This is a genomic window from Mycobacterium sp. pW045, from assembly GCF_041287085.1.
In the GTDB taxonomy this organism is placed as follows: Bacteria; Actinomycetota; Actinomycetes; order Mycobacteriales; family Mycobacteriaceae; genus Mycobacterium; species Mycobacterium algericum_A.
On sequence record NZ_JBGGKU010000003.1, the window covers coordinates 28,326 to 46,259 of the forward strand.

Annotated in this window: 17 protein-coding genes; 9 read left to right on the forward strand and 8 right to left on the reverse strand. The window is 68.4% G+C overall.

The window, feature by feature from the left end; translation table 11 throughout:
- Nucleotides 1-34 precede the first annotated feature (34 nt).
- A complete protein-coding gene (gene sppA, locus ACAG20_RS04990; protein ID WP_370491763.1) occupies nt 35-1,807 on the forward strand; it encodes a signal peptide peptidase SppA in 1,773 nt (590 codons plus the stop codon).
- A gap of 87 nt (nt 1,808-1,894) precedes the next feature.
- Complete coding sequence (locus ACAG20_RS04995; protein WP_205868815.1) at nt 1,895-2,200, forward strand: DUF732 domain-containing protein; 306 nt, start codon at nt 1,895-1,897, stop codon at nt 2,198-2,200.
- An 11-nt stretch (nt 2,201-2,211) separates the two neighbouring features.
- Here ACAG20_RS04995 and ACAG20_RS05000 read toward each other — a convergent pair whose 3' ends face one another.
- A complete protein-coding gene (locus ACAG20_RS05000) occupies nt 2,212-3,444 on the reverse strand; it encodes a serine hydrolase domain-containing protein (protein WP_370491764.1) in 1,233 nt (410 codons plus the stop codon).
- Nucleotides 3,445-3,584: 140 nt separating this feature from the next.
- Here ACAG20_RS05000 and ACAG20_RS05005 point away from each other — a divergent pair, with 140 nt between their 5' ends.
- Nucleotides 3,585-5,009, forward strand: a complete 1,425-nt coding sequence (locus ACAG20_RS05005; RefSeq protein WP_370491765.1) for an alkaline phosphatase family protein — start codon at nt 3,585-3,587, stop codon at nt 5,007-5,009.
- 2 nt (nt 5,010-5,011) lie between these two features.
- On the opposite strand, the gene ACAG20_RS05010 is transcribed toward ACAG20_RS05005, so the two are convergent.
- Together ACAG20_RS05010 and ACAG20_RS05015 are read right to left on the reverse strand one after the other, a co-directional pair.
- Nucleotides 5,012-5,938, reverse strand: a complete 927-nt coding sequence (locus ACAG20_RS05010) for a class I SAM-dependent methyltransferase (RefSeq protein ID WP_370491766.1) — start codon at nt 5,936-5,938, stop codon at nt 5,012-5,014.
- Nucleotides 5,938-6,894 (reverse strand): class I SAM-dependent methyltransferase, encoded by a 957-nt coding sequence (locus ACAG20_RS05015; RefSeq protein ID WP_370491767.1) that lies wholly within the window; start codon nt 6,892-6,894, stop codon nt 5,938-5,940. Before ACAG20_RS05015 ends, ACAG20_RS05010 begins: the two co-directional genes overlap by 1 nt.
- Before the next feature lie 310 nt (nt 6,895-7,204).
- On the opposite strand from ACAG20_RS05015, the gene secY reads away from it, so the two are divergent.
- The 4 genes from secY to ACAG20_RS05035 are packed head-to-tail and all read left to right on the forward strand — an operon-like array spanning nt 7,205 to nt 10,435.
- Nucleotides 7,205-8,536: a preprotein translocase subunit SecY gene (secY, locus tag ACAG20_RS05020; protein WP_112684289.1), complete on the forward strand. Its 1,332-nt coding sequence runs from the start codon at nt 7,205-7,207 to the stop codon at nt 8,534-8,536.
- Nucleotides 8,533-9,084 (forward strand): adenylate kinase, encoded by a 552-nt coding sequence (locus ACAG20_RS05025; protein WP_112684288.1) that lies wholly within the window; start codon nt 8,533-8,535, stop codon nt 9,082-9,084. The genes secY and ACAG20_RS05025 overlap by 4 nt, the downstream gene beginning before the upstream one ends.
- Entirely contained in the window at nt 9,085-9,873 is a 789-nt protein-coding gene (gene map, locus ACAG20_RS05030; protein ID WP_112684287.1) for a type I methionyl aminopeptidase, read from the forward strand. It begins immediately after the preceding gene.
- Between the two features lie 55 nt (nt 9,874-9,928).
- Nucleotides 9,929-10,435, forward strand: a complete 507-nt coding sequence (locus ACAG20_RS05035) for a MarR family winged helix-turn-helix transcriptional regulator (protein ID WP_013830225.1) — start codon at nt 9,929-9,931, stop codon at nt 10,433-10,435.
- Nucleotides 10,436-10,514: 79 nt separating this feature from the next.
- Here the strand turns inward: ACAG20_RS05035 and ACAG20_RS05040 are convergent, their stop codons facing one another.
- Entirely contained in the window at nt 10,515-11,801 is a 1,287-nt protein-coding gene (locus tag ACAG20_RS05040; protein ID WP_370491768.1) for a GAF domain-containing protein, read from the reverse strand.
- Complete coding sequence (locus ACAG20_RS05045) at nt 11,798-12,448, reverse strand: response regulator (protein ID WP_370491769.1); 651 nt, start codon at nt 12,446-12,448, stop codon at nt 11,798-11,800. The genes ACAG20_RS05040 and ACAG20_RS05045 overlap by 4 nt, the downstream gene beginning before the upstream one ends.
- A 224-nt stretch (nt 12,449-12,672) precedes the next feature.
- On the opposite strand from ACAG20_RS05045, the gene ACAG20_RS05050 reads away from it, so the two are divergent.
- Nucleotides 12,673-13,206 (forward strand): HAD family hydrolase, encoded by a 534-nt coding sequence (locus ACAG20_RS05050; protein ID WP_370491770.1) that lies wholly within the window; start codon nt 12,673-12,675, stop codon nt 13,204-13,206.
- Between the two features lie 4 nt (nt 13,207-13,210).
- Here ACAG20_RS05050 and ACAG20_RS05055 read toward each other — a convergent pair whose 3' ends face one another.
- Genes ACAG20_RS05055 through ACAG20_RS05065 form a run of 3 tightly spaced genes read right to left on the reverse strand, consistent with a single transcriptional unit; the run spans nt 13,211 to nt 17,105 of the window.
- Nucleotides 13,211-13,816 (reverse strand): TetR/AcrR family transcriptional regulator, encoded by a 606-nt coding sequence (locus ACAG20_RS05055; RefSeq protein ID WP_370491771.1) that lies wholly within the window; start codon nt 13,814-13,816, stop codon nt 13,211-13,213.
- On the reverse strand, nt 13,813-16,662 hold the full coding sequence (locus tag ACAG20_RS05060) for an RND family transporter (RefSeq protein WP_370491772.1): 2,850 nt from the start codon (nt 16,660-16,662) through the stop codon (nt 13,813-13,815). Before ACAG20_RS05060 ends, ACAG20_RS05055 begins: the two co-directional genes overlap by 4 nt.
- Nucleotides 16,659-17,105, reverse strand: coding sequence for an MmpS family transport accessory protein (locus ACAG20_RS05065; protein WP_370491773.1), 447 nt, complete (start codon nt 17,103-17,105; stop codon nt 16,659-16,661). The genes ACAG20_RS05060 and ACAG20_RS05065 overlap by 4 nt, the downstream gene beginning before the upstream one ends.
- A gap of 213 nt (nt 17,106-17,318) precedes the next feature.
- On the opposite strand from ACAG20_RS05065, the gene ACAG20_RS05070 reads away from it, so the two are divergent.
- Complete coding sequence (locus ACAG20_RS05070; protein ID WP_370492055.1) at nt 17,319-17,933, forward strand: L,D-transpeptidase; 615 nt, start codon at nt 17,319-17,321, stop codon at nt 17,931-17,933.
- Nucleotide 17,934: the final 1 nt, after the last annotated feature.

The window sequence follows — 17,934 nt, forward strand, 5'->3', positions numbered from 1 at the left end:
AACGGAGCGAGGCCACGCCGGTAGGCTGAAATCCATGTTCTCCCTGCTGCCCGGGGTGCCCGGCCTGGATGACTTGCGTGGCGTGGCCCGTCGTATCGACACCGCCCGGCACCACGGCGTGCCCAACGGTGTCGTGCTCGAACTCGACCTGCAGTCGTTGCCGCACGAGACCGGCGGCTTCGACCCGCTGGCGCTGCTCCGTTCCGGAAGCCAGCCGCCGGTGCTGCGTGACGTGGTGGGTGCGATCCACCGCGCGGCCGCAGACCCGCGAGTCGCCGGACTGATCGCGCGGGTGCAGCTTTCGTCCGCGGCTGCCGGCCCGGTCCAGGAGCTTCGGGCCGCGATCGCCGACTTCACCGCGGTCAAGCCGTCGCTGGCGTGGGCGGAGACCTACCCGGGCACCCTGTCCTACTACCTGGCGTCGGCGTTCGGCGAGGTGTGGATGCAACCCTCGGGGACGCTCGGACTGATCGGCTTCGCCACCAATGCGACGTTCCTGCGCACCGCCCTGGACAAGGCCGGCATCGAAGCGCAGTTCGTCGCCCGCGGCGAATACAAGTCGGCGGCCAACCTGTTCACCCAGGATTCCTACACCGATGCGCACCGCGAGGCCGACACCGCGCTGGTGGAAAGCCTGCACGCGCAGGTGCGCCGGGCCGTCGCCGAATCCCGGAATCTGGACGGCGGCGTCGTCGACGAGCTGGCCGACCGGGCGCCGTTGCTGCGTGACGACGCGATCGGGGCGGGCCTGATCGACCAGATCGGTTTTCGCGACGAGGCCTACGACCGCATCGCTGAACTCGTTGGCGCCGAAGGAATCTCAGGTGCCGACGATGACGACGCGCCGGCTCGGCTGTACCTGTCGCGCTACGCGAACGCCACCGCCGAGGGGGCCCGGCCGGGCCTGCCCGGACGCAAACCCAAGCCGGCGATCGCCGTGGTGACGGTGGCCGGGCCGATCGTCAGCGGCTCCGGCGGACCGCAGCTGTCGCCCTTTGGCAACCGCAGTGTCGGCGGCGACACGATCGCCGCCGCCCTGCGCGAGGCCGCCGCCGACGACGACGTCGCCGCGATCGTGCTGCGGGTGGACAGCCCGGGCGGTTCGGTCACCGGCTCGGAAACCATCTGGCGCGCGGTGCAGCAGGCCCGGGACGCCGGCAAACCGCTGGTCGCCTCGATGGGCGCGGTCGCCGCATCCGGCGGCTACTACATCTCGGCGGGCGCCGACGCCATCGTGGCCAACCCGGGCACCATCACCGGGTCGATCGGCGTGGTGACCGGCAAGTTGGTCGCCCGCGAGCTCAAGGACCGCCTGGGAGTCGGCACCGACACCGTGCGCACCGGTGCCAACGCCGACGCCTGGTCGATCAACGCCCCGTTCACCGCCGAACAGCAGGGACAAGTCGAGACCGAAGCCGACCTGTTCTACACCGACTTCGTCGCGCGGGTCGCCGAAGGCCGCAAGCTGTCCACCGAGGCGGTCGACGCGGTGGCCCGGGGGCGGGTGTGGACCGGCGCCGACGCCGCCGAACGCGGCCTCGTCGACGAGCTGGGCGGACTGCGCACCGCGGTGCGGCGCGCCAAGGTGCTGGCCGGGCTCGACCCCGACGCGCAGGTCCGCACGGTGCGCTATCCCGGCTCATCACTGTGGGAGTTCGTCCGGCCGCGTCCGTCGTCGCAGCCGGCGGCGGCGCTGTCGGAGGCGGTCGGGGCGCTGCTGGTGCGGTCGCTGACCGGGATCGTCGAGCAGGCGGGGCGGTCGGTCAACGGCGCTCAGGTGCTGTGGCTGGGCGAATCGCGCTGGTGAGCGCGTAACACAGATTCAACATTTTGCTTCCGCGACAGTAAAAGCTCGGTAACGCGCGCTTAACGAGTGCCGCCCATGCTGGGGAGCATGAAACGGTTACTGCTGCTGGCGGGTCTGAGCGCGATGGTCGGCCTCGCGGCGCCTGCCCACGCCGCACCCACCGGTGTCGACGGGCAGTTCCTCGCCACCCTGACCGGCGCCGGGCTCAGCCACTCCGGAAACGACCAGGCCGCGGTGTCGGCCGGCCGCGCCGTGTGCCAACTGATGGACGCCGGGCTGTCCCCGATGGACACCGTCGTCGCGGTGCAGGCCACCAACCCCGGCTTCACCATCCAGAAGGCGGGGGAGTTCGCCGCCATCTCGACCGCGCACTACTGCCCGGAACACATGTAGGCACCCTGCGGTCAGGTCTGCGGTCTGGCACCCAGCACGTCGCAGAACAGCGCGCGGCGCAGCGCGAGCTCGCGCGGATCGCTGTAGAGGTGAAATCCCAGGCGGTTCATCACGTAGGAGAAACCGATACCGGTATCGGGATCGGCGAAGCCGAAAGACCCGCCCAGACCCGGTGTGCCATAAGCGGCATCCGAGGAACCGAAGACGCCGCCGAACCCCGGTTTGGACAGCCCCAGCGAGAAGCGGACCTTGACCCCCAGCACTTTGTCGCGTTCACCGCGGCTTGGTGACGCCGGCATCGCGGCGAGCGCATCGCGCACCGGTGCGCTCAGCGGCAGCGCCGGATGTACGGTTGCCGCAGCACCATAAAGGCATGCGATCGACGATGCGGTGCCGATTCCGTTGGCCGAGGGGATCTCGATCGCACGCACGTCGTCACGGTTGTAGTCCCCGTCCCACGGGGTGACATTGCTCGGCAGGCACCCCGCTCGGGTCAGCAAGCCGACCGGATTGAACGACGCGGCCACCAGCCGCATCGGCATCGCCTTGAGGTGCAGCAGCCCCTCCGCCCGCTTCCAGTGGTGCAACAGCGCCACGCGCTGGCGCGACACCGATTTCGGCAGTCCGATACAGAAGTCCAAGCCGAGGGGCATGGCGATCTCGTCGGCGAGGAACCGGCCCAGGGTGCGGCCGGCCGGGTCGGTGCGACGGATCAGCTCGGACTCATACCAGCCCAGTGTGATCGCGTGATAGCCGTGCCGGGTGCCGGGCGGCCAGACCGGCCGCTGGGCGGCGAGTATCGGTGCCAGCCGCTGAGGGTCGGCGACGTCGGCGAGGGACGGCACCGGCTTGAGCACACACAAGCCGGCCTGATGACCGAGCAGCTCGCGGACGGTGATTTCGCCCTTGCCGGCCTGGGCGAACTCCGGCCAGTGGTCGGCCACCTTGTCGTCATAGCCGAACAGTCCACGCGAGACCGCCAATGCCACGGCCAGGGCGGCGACACCCTTGGTGGTCGAGAAGACGTTGACCATGGTGTCGCGCTGCCAGCACGCCATGGTGACGCCGTCGCGGTAGCCGCCCCACAGGTCGACCACCTTGACGCCGTCGCGGTATACCGAGACCGCGGCACCCACCTCGCGGCCGCCGGCGAAGTTGGCGCGGAATGCGTCGGCGATCTTGCCGTAGCCCTCGTCGACGTCCCCGTCGATCAGATCGGGCGACACCTTGACTCTGAGCACCATCGATGCAGTTATACCGGACCGGCTTTTCTTCACCGCCGATATAGAAAAAGTTAGCACCATAGTTAAGGAAATCTGAGTTTTCCCTGGGTGTCCTGCTAGTGTCGCCGCTATTGGGCGGAACTTCGACGAGGGAATCGATCGTGACATCAATCAAGCAGTTTGTGTGCGGTACCGCCCTCGCGAGTGTGGTCGCCGGAACGGGGGCCGCGGCCGGCGTGCCGATCGGTCATGTGGGCCCCGCAGCGCTGGACTGGTGGCTGGCCGCCGAGCACGTGCTGCTGATCGGGGTGGACGGCACCAACCTGTCCAAGATCCTGGAGTACGCCTACAACGACGACAGCGGGTTCAAGATCGCGATGGACCAAGGCATCACCGGCGCGGCGACCGAGGTGAACCACACCACGATCTCCGGGCCGTCGTGGTCGACGATTCTCACCGGGGTCTGGGACGACAAGCACGGTGTGGTCAACAACCTGTTCCGGCCCGAGCCGTACGACAAGTGGCCGACGGTGTTCAACATGCTCGAGTACTACAAGCCGGAGGTCAACACTTCGGTGATCGCCGACTGGGACTACATCAACGGCATCGCCGGCGCGGGCGGCCACCCGGTGGACCACAACATCTTCGTCCCGTTCCAGGACGACTGGGCCACCACCGACGCGCAGGTCACCGCGCAGACCATCGCCCAGATCATGGCCACTGCGAACAACCCCGATGACATCTCGAACTTCCTGTTCTCCTACCAGGTGCAAGTGGACGAGGCCGGGCACAGCTTCGGGGGCGGTTCGGCCGAGTATGCGCAGGCCGTGGTGAATACCGGAGCCAACATCAAGGAGATCCTGGACGCGATAGCCGCGGTCAAGGCGATCACCGGCGACGACTGGTCGATTCTCATCACCACCGACCACGGCCACCAGCAGTCGCTGGGCTTCGGTCATGGCTTCCAGTCGCCGAATGAGACGACGCAGTTCGTCATCTTCGATCAGGCCGGCGATCACGCCACCGACGGCAGCCAGAATCTGAACTACTCCATCGCCGACATCACGCCCACGATCCTGTCGCTGTTCGGGGTCCCGATGCGCTCGGATTTCGACGGTGTCTCGATGGCGTTTGACCCGACCGTCCTCAACGGCGTCGTCTCGCCCGTGGACCTCAAACAGGCGCTCACCGACGCGATAGCGATGTATGGCTACCCGAACATCGGCAACGAGATCATGTTGGGGATCCGGACGATCGTCACCTCCATCCCCTACGGGCTCAACCTCGTCGTCACCGAAATCGACAAATTCCTACAGTCGATCGTCGACCAGGACATCTTCTTGGTCAGCGGACTGGCCGAATTCCTCCAGCAGGTCGTCCAATTCACCGGTGGCCTGGTGGTGGATACCACCGACACGCTGGCCCGGGGTATCGCCTACCTGACCGGATCGGGCGTTATCGCACCGACCGACCCGCCGCTGCCGCCGGCCGGCTCCGCGGATTTCAGCGACGTGTGGGGACTGCTCGGTGGCGACCACGGCTTCGCGGCGCCCGACCTGGCGCTGCCGGACTTCGACGTAGCCTAGCGCTAGCTGCGAATCGCCTCGATCGCCACCGAATTGCGCAATCCCGCAACGATTTCCGCTTCGTCGGGGAAGCTGCGGCCATAGGCGGCGAAGACTTCGGTCCGGGTGCGACCGTTGACCTGCCACCCATGTTCGACCAGGTAGTCGCCGGCGGGTCGCCGCTCGCCGGCGAAGACCAAGTCGGCCATGTCCAGGTCCAGGCCCTGGTCGGCGAAGCGCCGGCCCACCGACTGATTCGAATCGGTGAGCGCCGCCGCGCCGTCGGGGTGGTATTCGGTGGCCAGCCGGCTGCCGGGCGCGCTGAGCGCGGTGATGTTGTCGAACAGCCGATCCTGCGCCTCCGGGGGCAGATAGATGAGCAGGCCCTCGGCGCTCCACGCGGTCGGCTTTGTCTCGTCGAATCCGCTGCGGCGCAACGCGTCCGGCCAATCGTCGCGCAGGTCAACGGCGACTGTCCGGCGCTCCGCGGTCGGCTCGGCGCCGAGCTCGGCCAGGGTTCGGGACTTGAACTCGATTACCTCCGGCTGGTCGATCTCGTAGACGACGCTGTCGTCCGGCCACCCCAGCCGATAGGCCCGCGAATCCAGTCCGGCGGCCAGGATGACCACTTGCCGGATGCCGGCGGCCGCGGCCTGCAGGAAGAAGTCGTCGAAGAACCGGGTGCGCACCGCCATCACCTCGGTCATCGGCCCGGCGGTGGCGTGGGCGTCCTCGGCGACCGCCGGTTCCAGCTCACCATCGAGCAGCCGGTTGAAGAACTCGATCCCCACCGCGCGCACCAGCGGCGCGGCGAACGGGTCGTCGATCAGCGCGTCGGGTTGCCGGCTGGCCAGCGCGCGGCCGACCGCGACCATGGTGGCGGTGGTGCCCACGCTGGACGCCAGGTCCCAGCTGTCCCCAGCTGATCGTGCGCCGCCGCTGCGTGTCATCAGTGTCCTCCTTCCAGGATCGCGGTGACGTAGGTCAGCCCGCCGTAGCTGTCGGCCTCCTCGAGCTGGGGCAGCCCGTGCGCGGCGAACAACTCGTTGATGGTGCGGCTGTCGAGACGCCAGCCGCGCTCGGCGAGGTAGCCGGGGGCCGCATTGCGATCACCGAAGTAGACCAGCTCGGTGAGGTCCAGATTCAGGCCGCGGCTGCGCATCCGCTCCGCGGCCTCCCGCATCCGCTTGCGCGCGGTGTCCTCGTCGGACGGGTCCAGCGGCGGGGTGCATTCGACGGCGAACCGGCTGCCCGGCGCCGACAGTGCGGTGACGGTGTCCAGCAGCCGGTCCTGGGCGTCGGCGGGCAGGTAGGCCAGCAGGCCCTCGGCGCTCCAGGCGGTCGCCGCGGACGGGTCGAAACCCGCCGCCCGCAGCGCGGCGGGCCAGTCGTCACGCAGGTCGACGGCGACCGGCCGGCGATCGGCGGCCGGCTCGGCGCCCTGGGCGGCCAGCACCCGGGTCTTGAACTCGATCACGTCGGGCTGGTCGATCTCGAAGACGGTGGTGCCGGCCGGCCAGTCGAGCCGGTAGGCGCGGGCGTCGAGCCCGGACGCCAGGATGACGGCCTGCCGGATACCGTCGGCCGCGGCCTGCAAAAAGAACTCGTCGAAGAACCGGGTGCGCACCGCCATGTTGTCCGACATCCGGGACAGCATCGTCGCCCCGTCTTCGGCCTCGCCGTCGTCGAAGTCGGCCGGGCTGAGCTCGCCGCTGGCGAGCTTGCTGAACAAGTCCACGCCCACCGCGCGAACCAGCGGCTCGGCGTAGGGATCGCTGATCAGCGGCCGGTCGATGCCGTTTCCGCGGCTGGCCACCGCGCGGCCCACCGCCACCATGGTCGCGGTGGCGCCCACGCTGGAGGCCAGGTCCCAGGTGTCTCCAGGAAATCGGCCGGTTCGTGCCATCGCAAGACTCCTAATCTGGGCCGGGAACATCGCCCGATAGTTAGTTAGCGTATTTAATGAGCCACCGACGACTGTACGCCGCTTCGCTGGTCTTCCGCTGGCAGGCGGGTGTCCCTGCGGCTGCCCGGCCCGCGGCGCTGAGCTGTTAGTCTCGTAGACTGCTGACGCGCCTGAAGACACGTGTGGCCGCATCATGACCGGTCGGCGCGTCGACGCGACAGCGCAGGACCACCCCAGGACTAACACGGGCCGGAAGAAACCAGCCCAATGGCACGCCGCGACCGGACCTCGGCTGCGCAGGAGGAGAAGAGTGTTCTCGGCTTTCATCTCATCACTGCGGACGGTCGACCTACGGCGCAAGATCCTGTTCGCGCTGGGCATCATCATCATCTACCGGCTCGGAGCGGCCATCCCGTCGCCCGGCGTCGACTACCAGAACGTGCAGCAGTGCATCAAGGAGGTCAGCGGCGGCGACGCGGCGCAGGTCTACTCGCTGATCAACCTGTTCTCCGGCGGCGCGCTGCTGCAACTGACGGTGTTCGCCATCGGCGTGATGCCCTACATCACCGCCAGCATCATCGTGCAGCTGTTGACGGTGGTCATCCCGCGCTTCGAGGAGCTGCGCAAAGAGGGCCAGTCCGGCCAGAACAAGATGACGCAGTACACCCGCTATCTGACGGTCGCACTGGCCGTGCTGCAGGCGACGTCCATCGTGGCGCTGGCCGCCAATGGCGGGCTGCTGCAGAGCTGCAGCCTGCGCCACGACATCATCGCCGACCACAGCATCTTCACCCTGGTCGTCATCGTGATGGTGATGACCGCCGGCGCGGTGCTGGTGATGTGGCTCGGTGAGCTGATCACCGAGCGCGGCATCGGCAACGGCATGTCGCTGCTGATCTTCGTCGGTATCGCCGCTCGTATCCCGATCGAGGGCAAGACCATCCTGGACTCCCGGGGCGGCCTGGTCTTCACCATGGTCTGCCTGGCCGCGCTGGTCATCGTCGTCGGTGTGGTCTTCGTCGAGCAGGGGCAGCGCCGCATCCCGGTGCAGTACGCCAAGCGGATGGTCGGCCGGCGCATGTACGGCGGCACCTCGACGTACCTGCCGCTCAAGGTCAACCAGGCCGGCGTTATCCCGGTCATCTTCGCCTCGTCGCTGATCTATATCCCTCAGCTGGTCACCCAGCTGGTCCGCAGCGGCAGTGGCGGTGTCGGCAACAGCTGGTGGGACAAGGCCGTCAGCACCTACCTGTCGGATCCGTCCAACCTGGTCTACATCGGCGTGTACTTCGGCCTGATCATCTTCTTCACGTACTTCTACGTGTCGATCACGTTCAACCCCGACGAGCGCGCCGATGAGATGAAGAAGTTCGGCGGGTTCATTCCGGGGATCCGGCCGGGACGCCCGACCGCGGACTACCTGCGCTTCGTGCTCAACCGGATCACGCTGCCGGGCTCGATCTACCTGGGTGTGATCTCCGTGCTGCCCAACCTGTTCCTGCAGATGGGCAACTCCGGGACGGTGCAGAACCTGCCGTTCGGCGGAACCGCGGTGCTGATCATGATCGGTGTCGGCCTTGACACGGTCAAGCAGATCGAGAGCCAGCTCATGCAGCGCAACTACGAAGGGTTCCTCAAGTGAGAGTCATCCTGCTGGGACCGCCCGGGGCGGGCAAGGGCACGCAGGCCGTCAAACTGGCCGAAGAGCTGGGTGTCCCGCAGATCTCCACCGGCGATCTGTTCCGCAACAACATTGCCCAGGGCACCGAACTGGGCCGCAAGGCCAAGGCGTACCTGGACGCCGGTGATCTGGTGCCCTCCGAGCTGACCAACGCGCTGGTCGCCGACCGTATCGACGCCGAAGACGCCGCCAAGGGGTTCATCCTCGACGGCTTTCCCCGGTCGGTGGAACAGGCCCAGGCGCTGCACGACATGCTCGAGGAGCGCAACACCAAGCTGGACGCGGTGCTGGAGCTGCGGGTCAGCGAGGACGAGTTGCTCGCCCGGTTGCGGGAGCGGGGCCGCGCCGACGACACCGCCGAGGTCATCCACAACCGGATGATCGTCTACCGCGAGGAGACCGCGCCGCTGCTGGACTTCTACCAGCACGAGCACGAGCTGCATGTCGTGGATGCGCTCGGCACCGTCGACGAGGTCTTCGGCCGGCTGCTGAAGGCGCTGGGACGCTAAGTGATCGGACTGCCGAAGCGGCGGGTGCCGCATCGCAGCCCGGGGGAGCTCGACGCGATGGCCGCGGCAGGCGCCGTCGTGGCTGCGGCACTGGCCGCGGTGCGTGAGGCCGCCGTGGCGGGTACCTCGACCCTGCAGTTGGACGAGATCGCCGAATCGGTGATCCGGGACGCGGGTGCGACGCCATCGTTCCTGGGCTATCACGGCTTTCCCGCCTCGATCTGCAGTTCGGTGAACGATCGGGTGGTGCACGGCATCCCGTCGTCGACCGAGGTGCTCGAGCCAGGTGACCTGGTCTCCATCGACTGCGGTGCGATTCTGGACGGCTGGCACGGCGATGCGGCGATCACCTTCGGGGTCGGGAAGCTGGCGCAGGCCGACGAGGACCTGTCGGCGGCAACCCGCAAGGCGCTGGGGGCCGGGATCGCCGCGATGGTTCCCGGCAACCGGCTCAGCGATGTCTCGCATGCCATCGAGACCGGGGCGCGCGCGGCCTCGGCTGAGTTCCGCCGCTCGTTCGGCATCGTGGCCGGCTACGGCGGGCACGGCATCGGCCGCCAGATGCACATGGACCCGTTCCTGCCCAACGAAGGGGCGCCGGGCCGCGGACCGCTGCTGGTGGCCGGGTCGGTGCTGGCGATCGAGCCGATGCTGACGTTGGGCACCGACCAGACCGTGGTGCTCGACGACGAGTGGACGGTCGTCACCACCGACAGTTCCCGCGCGGCGCACTGGGAACACACCGTGGCGGTCACCGATGACGGGCCGCGGATCCTGACCGTGGCCTAGCGGTCCGAACACGTCAGTTCCCACGCGGTCGCAGCCAAAAGTGATAAGAACGGGCGTGGACTTCCACCCTCCCGATGATGCCGACCCGATCGCGCTGGCCCGCGCCAATTGGGAGCGGGCCGGCTGGGGCGAGGTCGCCGACGGGATGGTGGCGGTGACGTCGGTGATGCGGGCGCATCAGATTCTGCTGGCGCGGGTGGAGGCGACGCTGCGGCCCTACGACCTGAGTTTCTCCCGATTCGAGCTGCTGCGGCTGCTGGCGTTCAGCCGGTCCGGGGCACTGCCGATCACCAAGGCCTCCGATCGGCTGCAGGTCCACGTCACCAGCGTCACGCACGCGATCCGGCGATTGGAGGCCGCCGGCTTGGTGGAGCGGCTGCCGCACCCCACCGACGGCCGCACCACGCTGGTGTCGATCACCGACGCGGGCCGCTCGACGGTGGCCGACGCGACGGCCAGCCTCAACAGCGAGGTGTTCTCCGACATCGGGATGTCGGGGCAGGAGTCGCGGATGCTGTCGTCGGCGATCGAGACGCTGCGGCGCAATGCCGGGGATTTCTGACGGGCGTAGTGGCGTACTTGGGGTTCCGGGGTGGTCCGGGATGCGTTTTTTCGGGCGCGAGGGTGCGCAATCCCGGTGATCAGTCCGGTGTGTCGGCCGGGGACGCGCCCGCTCGCGCGGAGGGGGACGGCACCGGGATGGTGGCGGTGACGGCGGTGCCCGCACCGGGGCGCGAGCGGATGTTGAGCCGGCCGCCTACCAGCTCGGCGCGCTCGGCCATCGACAACACCCCGTAGCCGCCCATGTCATCGCCGCCGACCGGGTGCTCGAAGGTGTCGAAACCCACGCCGTCGTCCACGATCTCCAGCCGCGCGACATCGAGGTCGGCGGTCACCGTGAATCTCAGCCGGACCGTCGTCGCGGCGGCGTGCTTGACGACGTTCTGCAGGCCCTCCTGCGCGATCCGGTACAGCGCCAGCTCGATGTGCTCGGGCAGCCGGATCTCGGCCAGATCCAGCTCGATGTTGAGTTGCGGTATCGACTGGGCCAGGCTGGCCAGCCCGCCAGACAGGCCCAGGTCGTCGAGCACCGGCGGCCGCAGCCCGCTGATCGCCACCCGGGTCTCCTGCAGTGTCAGCCCGGCCAGCTCCCGGGCGGCCTCCAGTTGCTGCGACGCCTCGTCCGGGTCGTTGCCGACCGCCCGAGCGGCCGCATCCAGTCGGTAGGACAGGGTCACCAGTCGCTGCGAGATGCCGTCGTGGATGTCGCCGGCCAGCCGGCGCCGCTCGATCTCCTGGGCCTCGATCACCTGCTCGACGAAGAGTTCGTGGGCGCGTTCACGGGCCACCAGCTGCCGGTGCAGCCGGGCCTGGTGCATGGCGCCGGCGATGAGCCGGCCGATCACCCGTAGCAGCTCGATGTCGCCGGGGGCGAAGTCGCGGCGCTCCACGGTGTGCACGTTGAGCACCCCCACCAGGCCGCCCGGATCGGTCTCCATCGGCACTGACACCATCGAGGTGAAATCGCGCCCGCGCAGCGACTCGATCGGTACGTAACGCGGGTCGGCCTCCTTGTCGTCGCTGATCACCACGGGCTCGCGGTGCCGGGCGACCCAGCCCGACACCCCCGACTCCAGCGGCAGCCGGATCTTGCCCACCTCGGTGTCGAACGGCGGGGTGGCGCCGGTCAGCGTCAGCGAGCGTTCGGTGTCATCGAGGACGTGCACGAAGCAGACGTCGGTGCCGGTGGCCGCGGTGATCATCCGGGCCGCCGCGGCGGCCAGCGGCTCCACCCCGGGCCCGCTGGAGGCGGCCTGGATGAGCTCCCGCAGCAGCGCCAGCTCGTGGTTGGGGTCGACGAAATCACGGAAATCGCGTACCGCGCCCCGCTTGCGGGCGCGGGACCGGTTGTTGCCGGCGGAACTCACCGGTAGATGCCCTCGCGCAATGCGGTGGCCACCGCGCCGGTGCGGTCGGACACCCCCAGCTTGCGGTAGATGGAGCGAAGATGGCTCTTGACGGTCTCGTCGCCGATCACCAGTTTGGTGGCGATGCCCCGGTTGGACAGTCCGCTGACCATGCAGGCCAGGATCTCGCTCTCCCGCTGGGTCAGGCCCTGGCGAGCGCCCGGCCAGAACTCGTCGCGTTGCAGTCGCGCCGCGGTGCCGGCCGCCCGGGCCGCCAGGCCGGGATCGATCACCGTCTCGCCGCGATGGGCCAACTCGATCTGGTGCACCAGGTCGTCGCTGCTGATGCTCTTGAGCAGGTAGCCGCTCGCACCGACCCGCAGCGCTTCGAACAGGTACTGCTCGTCGTCATAGACCGACAGCATCACGATCTTGCGTTCCGGGTCGCGTTCGCGCAGCGTCAGGCACAGGTCCAAGCCGCTCTCACCGCGCATCCGCACATCGCACAGCACGACGTCGGGATCGGTGTCGGCGACCACTGCGAGGGCCTGTTCGGCGCTGATCGCCTGCCCGACCACCTCGATGCGATCGGAGAACGCGGTGAGCATGGCACGCAGGCCCTCGATCACCATCTCGTGATCGTCGACGAGGACCAGTCGCACGGGCATAGCAAGACAATAAGGCCCCGGAGGGGCGGTGGAGGCGAGCCGACGCCGGGACCGCCGTATTGGCCCGGCGGTTCGGCGAGGCTTGGCGGAGCGGACCCGGAGGGGCGGTGGACCGACGAAAACTCAGCCGGTTCAGTGCCCCCGCTCAGACCCTCCGGCGATTACCCGGGCGGTTCCCCCGGATGGGGGAGGACGACCGGGCCGATCTTCGGCATCCTGCTGTTATGCCGATCACAACTGAGCTCGCGACATGGACCAGTGCCGGCCGCCCGTTCTGGTGGGACCAGGTGCACCCCGATGCCGAGGTGTACCCCCTGCAAGCGGTGATCTTCGACATCGACGCCCTTGCCGATGCCGACGGCGAGCCTCGCTCCGGCCTGGTGGACCTGGTGCTGAGCCTGTTCGCCAATGGTCTCTGGGTGGCCGTGGTCGGCGCCGGACCGCGCGACGCGGTGCAGGCCCGGGTGCGGGAACTGATCGGGGACGGCATGACCGAGACCGTCGTGACCGCCGAGGACCTCACCGGTCCCGCCGGTGACGCCGAGCTCTACCGGCTGGCGCTGTGGGAGCTGGGCATCGTCGCCGGTGAGTCGCTGGTGATCGCCGGGTCCGAGGCCGGCGCCCGGACCGCCGCGGCCATCGGCCTGCCGGCGATCTTCGCCGACACCGACGGCTACGACGGGCTGTCGGCCAACGGGTGCCGGGAGCTGCAGGCGCAGCGGGTGGTAGCCCGGTTCAGCTGCCGCGAAGCAGGTTGATCGTTCAGCTGCCGCGATGCGGCTCATCCGGTGGTTTGCTGTGCAGGACCGGTAGCAGGAACCGGCGCGCCCACTCTTCAGGGCCTCCGGGCCGCGCGTTGAACGACGGCGGGGGAAACAGCACCAGCGTTTCCATCAGCCGCACCGCGTAGTCACCGAGCAGCTCGGCATCCAGATGCGGCGGCAGATCGCCCGGACGGAGCAGCGTGGTGGCGAATTGCCTGCCGCGCTGCAACGTCGTGGTCCGGCCCATGAGGTGCGGGAGGAGAAGCTGCGGATTGACCTGCAGGACGGCTTGCAGGACCGGGTTCGAGGCGATCTCCCGATAGGTGTGGGCGAAGCCGTGCACTACCCGGTCATCGAGGCTGTCGTAGATTTCGACGACGTTGCGCACCGACTCCATCAGGCCGGTGATCTCGTAGTCGATCGCGGCGTCGATCAACGCCTGCTTGCCGGGAAAATGCAGGTAAAGCGTCGTCCGGGCGATACGGGCCCGTTTGGCCACTCCGTTCATCGAGAACTGCAGCAGCCCGGTCTCCGACGCCCAGTCCAGGGCCGCCCGCAGGATCTTCTGCCGGGTTCGCGCGTCGGGTGCTTGGTGATCGATCACTGCCGACCGGCCTGAATACCGAACACCTGCCGCCGCGACAGCGGCCACCAGAACCACATCCCGAATCGGGAGGCGATGGCGGGAACGATCACTGCGCGCACGATGAATGTGTCTACCAGTAGACCGATTCCGACCGTCGAGCCGAGCTGCATCACGTTGGTCAAGCTGCTCCCGAGCATGGCGAACATGGTGGCGGCGAACACCACGCCGGCGACGGTGACGACGCTGCCCGTCCCGGCGAAGGCACGGATGATCCCGGTGCGCAGCCCGCCCGGGGCCTCCTCGCGGAACCGGGCGGTGAACAGCAGGTTGTAGTCCGACCCCACCGCAACGAGCGCGATGAACGCCAAGGGCGGCACCACCCAGTGCAACGGCAACCCCAGCAGATGCTGCCAGAGCAGGGTCGAGGCGCCCAGCGCCGCGCCGAACGAAACGGCGACCGTCGTGACCACGACAAGCGCTGCGACCAGCGACCGCAACAGCGTCAGGACGACCGAGAACACCAGCAGCATGGTGACGATGACCAGCAGTTTGAAGTCGCGAGCAATGATCTGATCGATGTCGGAGAACGTCGCACCGATTCCGCCGACCTGAATGACGGCGCCCGCGAGCCGGCCGCCGCGCACCGTGTGCTCGGCGACGCGCTGGATCTCGCGGGCCCGCTCGATTCCGGAACGTCCGAACGCCGAGGTGTCGCCGAAGACCAGCAACCGGGTGGTCTTGCCGTCCGGCGCGTACAGCGCGTTCACCGCTGTCGCGAAGCGTGGGTCGTCGAAGACCCGCTGCGGTAGGTAGAAGGCCCCGGATTCGCTAGCTCCGTAGTTGTCGCCGACTTCGCGCAGGTAGCCGTTGGCGGTGTTCAATTGGGGCAGCAGTGCGTCGAAGGTGCCGGCGGCCCGGCCGATGGCACCGCGCAGGTCGATGAGTTCCTGCTTCATCGCGGAGAGGTTGTGCACCGCTGCGCGGATCGACTCGGTCGCCCGGCCGGTGTCGTCTGCCACGGCTCCGGTTCCGCCGGCTGCCGCGCGCAGGCCGTCGAGGGCGCCGGGCAGCGGGGAGCTGTCGTAGCTGTCCAGCGCACGCTGGACGGCGCCGCACAGCGGATCGGTCGCGCAGTGCTGGTTCGTCGAGACCATGGTGCGCAGCGGCTCCACGCCGGCGACCAGCTGCTCGGCGCTGCGCCATATCGCCTGTACACCATCGCCGGCCCGGCGGATACCGCTGTCCGTGGCGGACAACGCGGCGTCGGCGTTGCCGAACCGGCCTTGCATGTTGTCGACGGCCTGCAGTATCGACCCCAGGCCGTCATCGGCTCGGCGCAGGTCGGTCATCCGCTGCTCGGCCAACCGGGTGTCCTGCTCCAGCTGGCCGCTGAGCGCGCTGGCCTGGTTCACCAGCATCGACTCGGCCAGCAGGTGCCCGGTCGGACGGGTGATGGACTGCACTCCCTGGACATCCGGCAGCTTCGTCAGCTCACGGCTGACCTCTTCGATGGCCATCGCATCCGACGGATTGCGCATGTCGTGGTCGGCCGTGATCGTGACGAAGTCGGGGGTCGCCTGATTGTGGGGGAAGTGCCGGTCGAGTTCGGCGAGGCCGCGGACGCTCGGGGTGTCGTCGGGCTGCACGCCGATCTCGTCGAACGACACCCGCATCGTCGGCAGGGCCAGGGTCAGCACCGTCAACGCGGCGGCGGCAGCGACGAAGGTCGGCTGCGGCCATCGCACGATGCCGGTGCCGATGCGCCGCCACCGGCGATGGCGTTCGGTGCCGGCCACCGGGTCCAGCCGGCCGTTGCGGCCGATGACTGCGACCAGCGCCGGAGTCAGGGTGAGCCCACTGGCCAGGCCGATGAGAATCCCGACTGCACAAGGGATCCCGGCGGTCTGCAGCACTGAGATCTGCGCGAACGTCAGACAGGAACAGGCCCCCGCGATCGTCAGCGCCGACGCGACGACGATGTGGTTGACCCCGAGGTACGCCTCCGAATACGCCTCGGTGCGGTTTCGGCCGGCCCGCAACGCCTCGTGGTAGCGGCCGATGAAGAAGATGGCGTAGTCGGCGCCGGCCCCCAGGATCAGTGCAGCTGACATGGCAGCAGCGAACATCGACGCGGCGACCACGCCGTGCATGCCGAGCAGGCTGATGACCGGCCGGGCGACCAGGAGCGCCAGCCCGACCGAAATCAGTGGCACCAGCGCGGTCGCCAGTGAGCGGTAAACCAGCAGCAGCATCGCCAGGATCACCACGCAGGCGATCAAGGAGATGATCAGCGCATCGCGATCCGCGGTGCGGAACTCGTCGATGATGACCGCGGGAGGTCCGGTGACATACACCTGCAGTTCCTGCGGTGGCTGGGATTGCGCGGCGAGCTGCTTGACGCGGTCGAGTGACTCGAACGAGCGCGCTTCACCCATGTTGCCCTGCAGCCACAGCTGCAGATAGGCCATGCGGTGATCGGCGCTTTCGGCCGCCGCGCCGGCGATCGGATCCGACCACAGGTCGCGCACCGACTGCACGAGTGGTTCCTTGCGCAGGGCGCCCACCAGCCGCGTGTAGTAGGAGCGCGCCGGGGAGTCGAGTGGCTTGTCGGCGACCAGGGCGACGTAGACGGTGTTGTTGGTGTCGCCTTCCCCGAAGGCACGGGCCATGTTCACCAGCGCCGTCGCCGATCGCGTGTCGGCCTGCAGGAACGGCGGGGAGTGCTCGGCGACCACCCGTTCCAGCTGGGGCACCATCGCGTTGAGCACGCCCGCGAGGAGTGCCCAGCCGATGATGATCGGCACTGCCAGCCGGCGAATCAGCTCGGGGGCACGCCCACGGATGCGCCGGACGGGCGACGTCATGCCGAGACCACGCTGCACAGCACTACACCGGCGTCCGGCTCAGCCTCCCGGGCGTCTTGCTCAACGCCGTCGACGTCCAGCCGGCACGTCAATGCGCCGCCGTCGAGTGCCGTGGCGGTGACACTTGCCGGCCGCATCGGGCTGGACATCGTGAGGTCAAGTGACCATGGCAGCCTCACTGTGGCGACGGCCAGTTCACCGCTACCGGTGATGTAGCTGACCCGGGCGTCGCCGTGGCCGCCGACCTCGTACGCGATTCGCGGGCGGGCCAGCGTCAGCGGCGGGCTGGGTTGCCGTATAACCAGGTCATCTGGGTTGTGCAGGGCGACCGGTGGGGTTTTGGCCGCGACGGCCGCAGCCACGGCCAAGGTGATCGCCACCGTGATCGGGACCCATCGATCGGTGCGTCGCCGTCGGCGCTTCGAGGTTGCGGTACCCGTCATCGTCAGTCTCCCCCGCTGAACATTTTCGATGAAATGTACATCACGGGGGCGAGTGCGTATACGGTTCGCGGCTATCGCGTGGTGGTGGCCTGGTTCAGCTGCCGCGCAGCCGCGGATCACGGCCCCGGCAGATTGACTCCGACGCCACCGGTCATCGACCATGATCTGGTGCGTCGTCGACTGGTAGTTCTGCTGTGCACGGCGCTGGGTGCGATGGGTGTGACCTCGGTGACCGGGCCACTGGCCGCGGCAGTCGTCGAACCGTGGTTCGCCGAGGCGGTCGGCAATGCCACCCAGGTGGTTTCGGTTGTCGGGGTGGGTCATTCGACCGCGAAGATCGATGTCTATCAGCGGACCACCGCGGGCTGGGAACCGGTCGCGGCGGGGATTTCGGCACATGTCGGCTCGGCGGGCATCACGCGAGGGACCAAGGAAGGCGAGCCGTCGACCCCGATGGGGATTTACCCGCTTGATTCGGCGTTCGGCACCGCCCCGAATCCCGGCGGTGGCCTGCCGTATGTGCAGGTCGGATCCGACCATTGGTGGGACAGCGACTCCAGGAGCCCGACCTACAACACCATGCAGGTCTGCAAAAGAGCCCAGTGCCCGTTCAACACCGCGGCCAGCGAGAACCTCAACATCCCGCAGTACCGGCATGCGGTGGTCATCGGCGTCAATAAAACCCGCACACCTGGTGACGGCTCCGCCTACTTCTTTCACACCACCGACGGCGGCCCGACGGCGGGCTGCGTGGCGATCGATGACGCCACGCTCGTGAAGATCATCGGCTGGCTACGGCCGGGCGCACTGATGGCAATCGCGAAGTAGT

Excerpts from the sequence above, each read along its gene's own strand:
- sppA (WP_370491763.1), top strand. The coding sequence starts at position 35 with ATGTTCTCCCTGCTGCCCGGGGTGCCCGGCCTGGATGACTTGCGTGGC.
- ACAG20_RS04995 (WP_205868815.1), top strand. The coding sequence starts at position 1,895 with ATGAAACGGTTACTGCTGCTGGCGGGTCTGAGCGCGATGGTCGGCCTC.
- ACAG20_RS05000 (WP_370491764.1), bottom strand. The coding sequence starts at position 3,444 with ATGGTGCTCAGAGTCAAGGTGTCGCCCGATCTGATCGACGGGGACGTC.
- ACAG20_RS05010 (WP_370491766.1), bottom strand. The coding sequence starts at position 5,938 with ATGACACGCAGCGGCGGCGCACGATCAGCTGGGGACAGCTGGGACCTG.
- ACAG20_RS05015 (WP_370491767.1), bottom strand. The coding sequence starts at position 6,894 with ATGGCACGAACCGGCCGATTTCCTGGAGACACCTGGGACCTGGCCTCC.
- ACAG20_RS05045 (WP_370491769.1), bottom strand. The coding sequence starts at position 12,448 with ATGCCCGTGCGACTGGTCCTCGTCGACGATCACGAGATGGTGATCGAG.
- ACAG20_RS05050 (WP_370491770.1), top strand. The coding sequence starts at position 12,673 with ATGCCGATCACAACTGAGCTCGCGACATGGACCAGTGCCGGCCGCCCG.
- ACAG20_RS05060 (WP_370491772.1), bottom strand. The coding sequence starts at position 16,662 with ATGACGTCGCCCGTCCGGCGCATCCGTGGGCGTGCCCCCGAGCTGATT.
- ACAG20_RS05065 (WP_370491773.1), bottom strand. The coding sequence starts at position 17,105 with ATGACGGGTACCGCAACCTCGAAGCGCCGACGGCGACGCACCGATCGA.
- ACAG20_RS05070 (WP_370492055.1), top strand. The coding sequence starts at position 17,319 with ATGGGTGTGACCTCGGTGACCGGGCCACTGGCCGCGGCAGTCGTCGAA.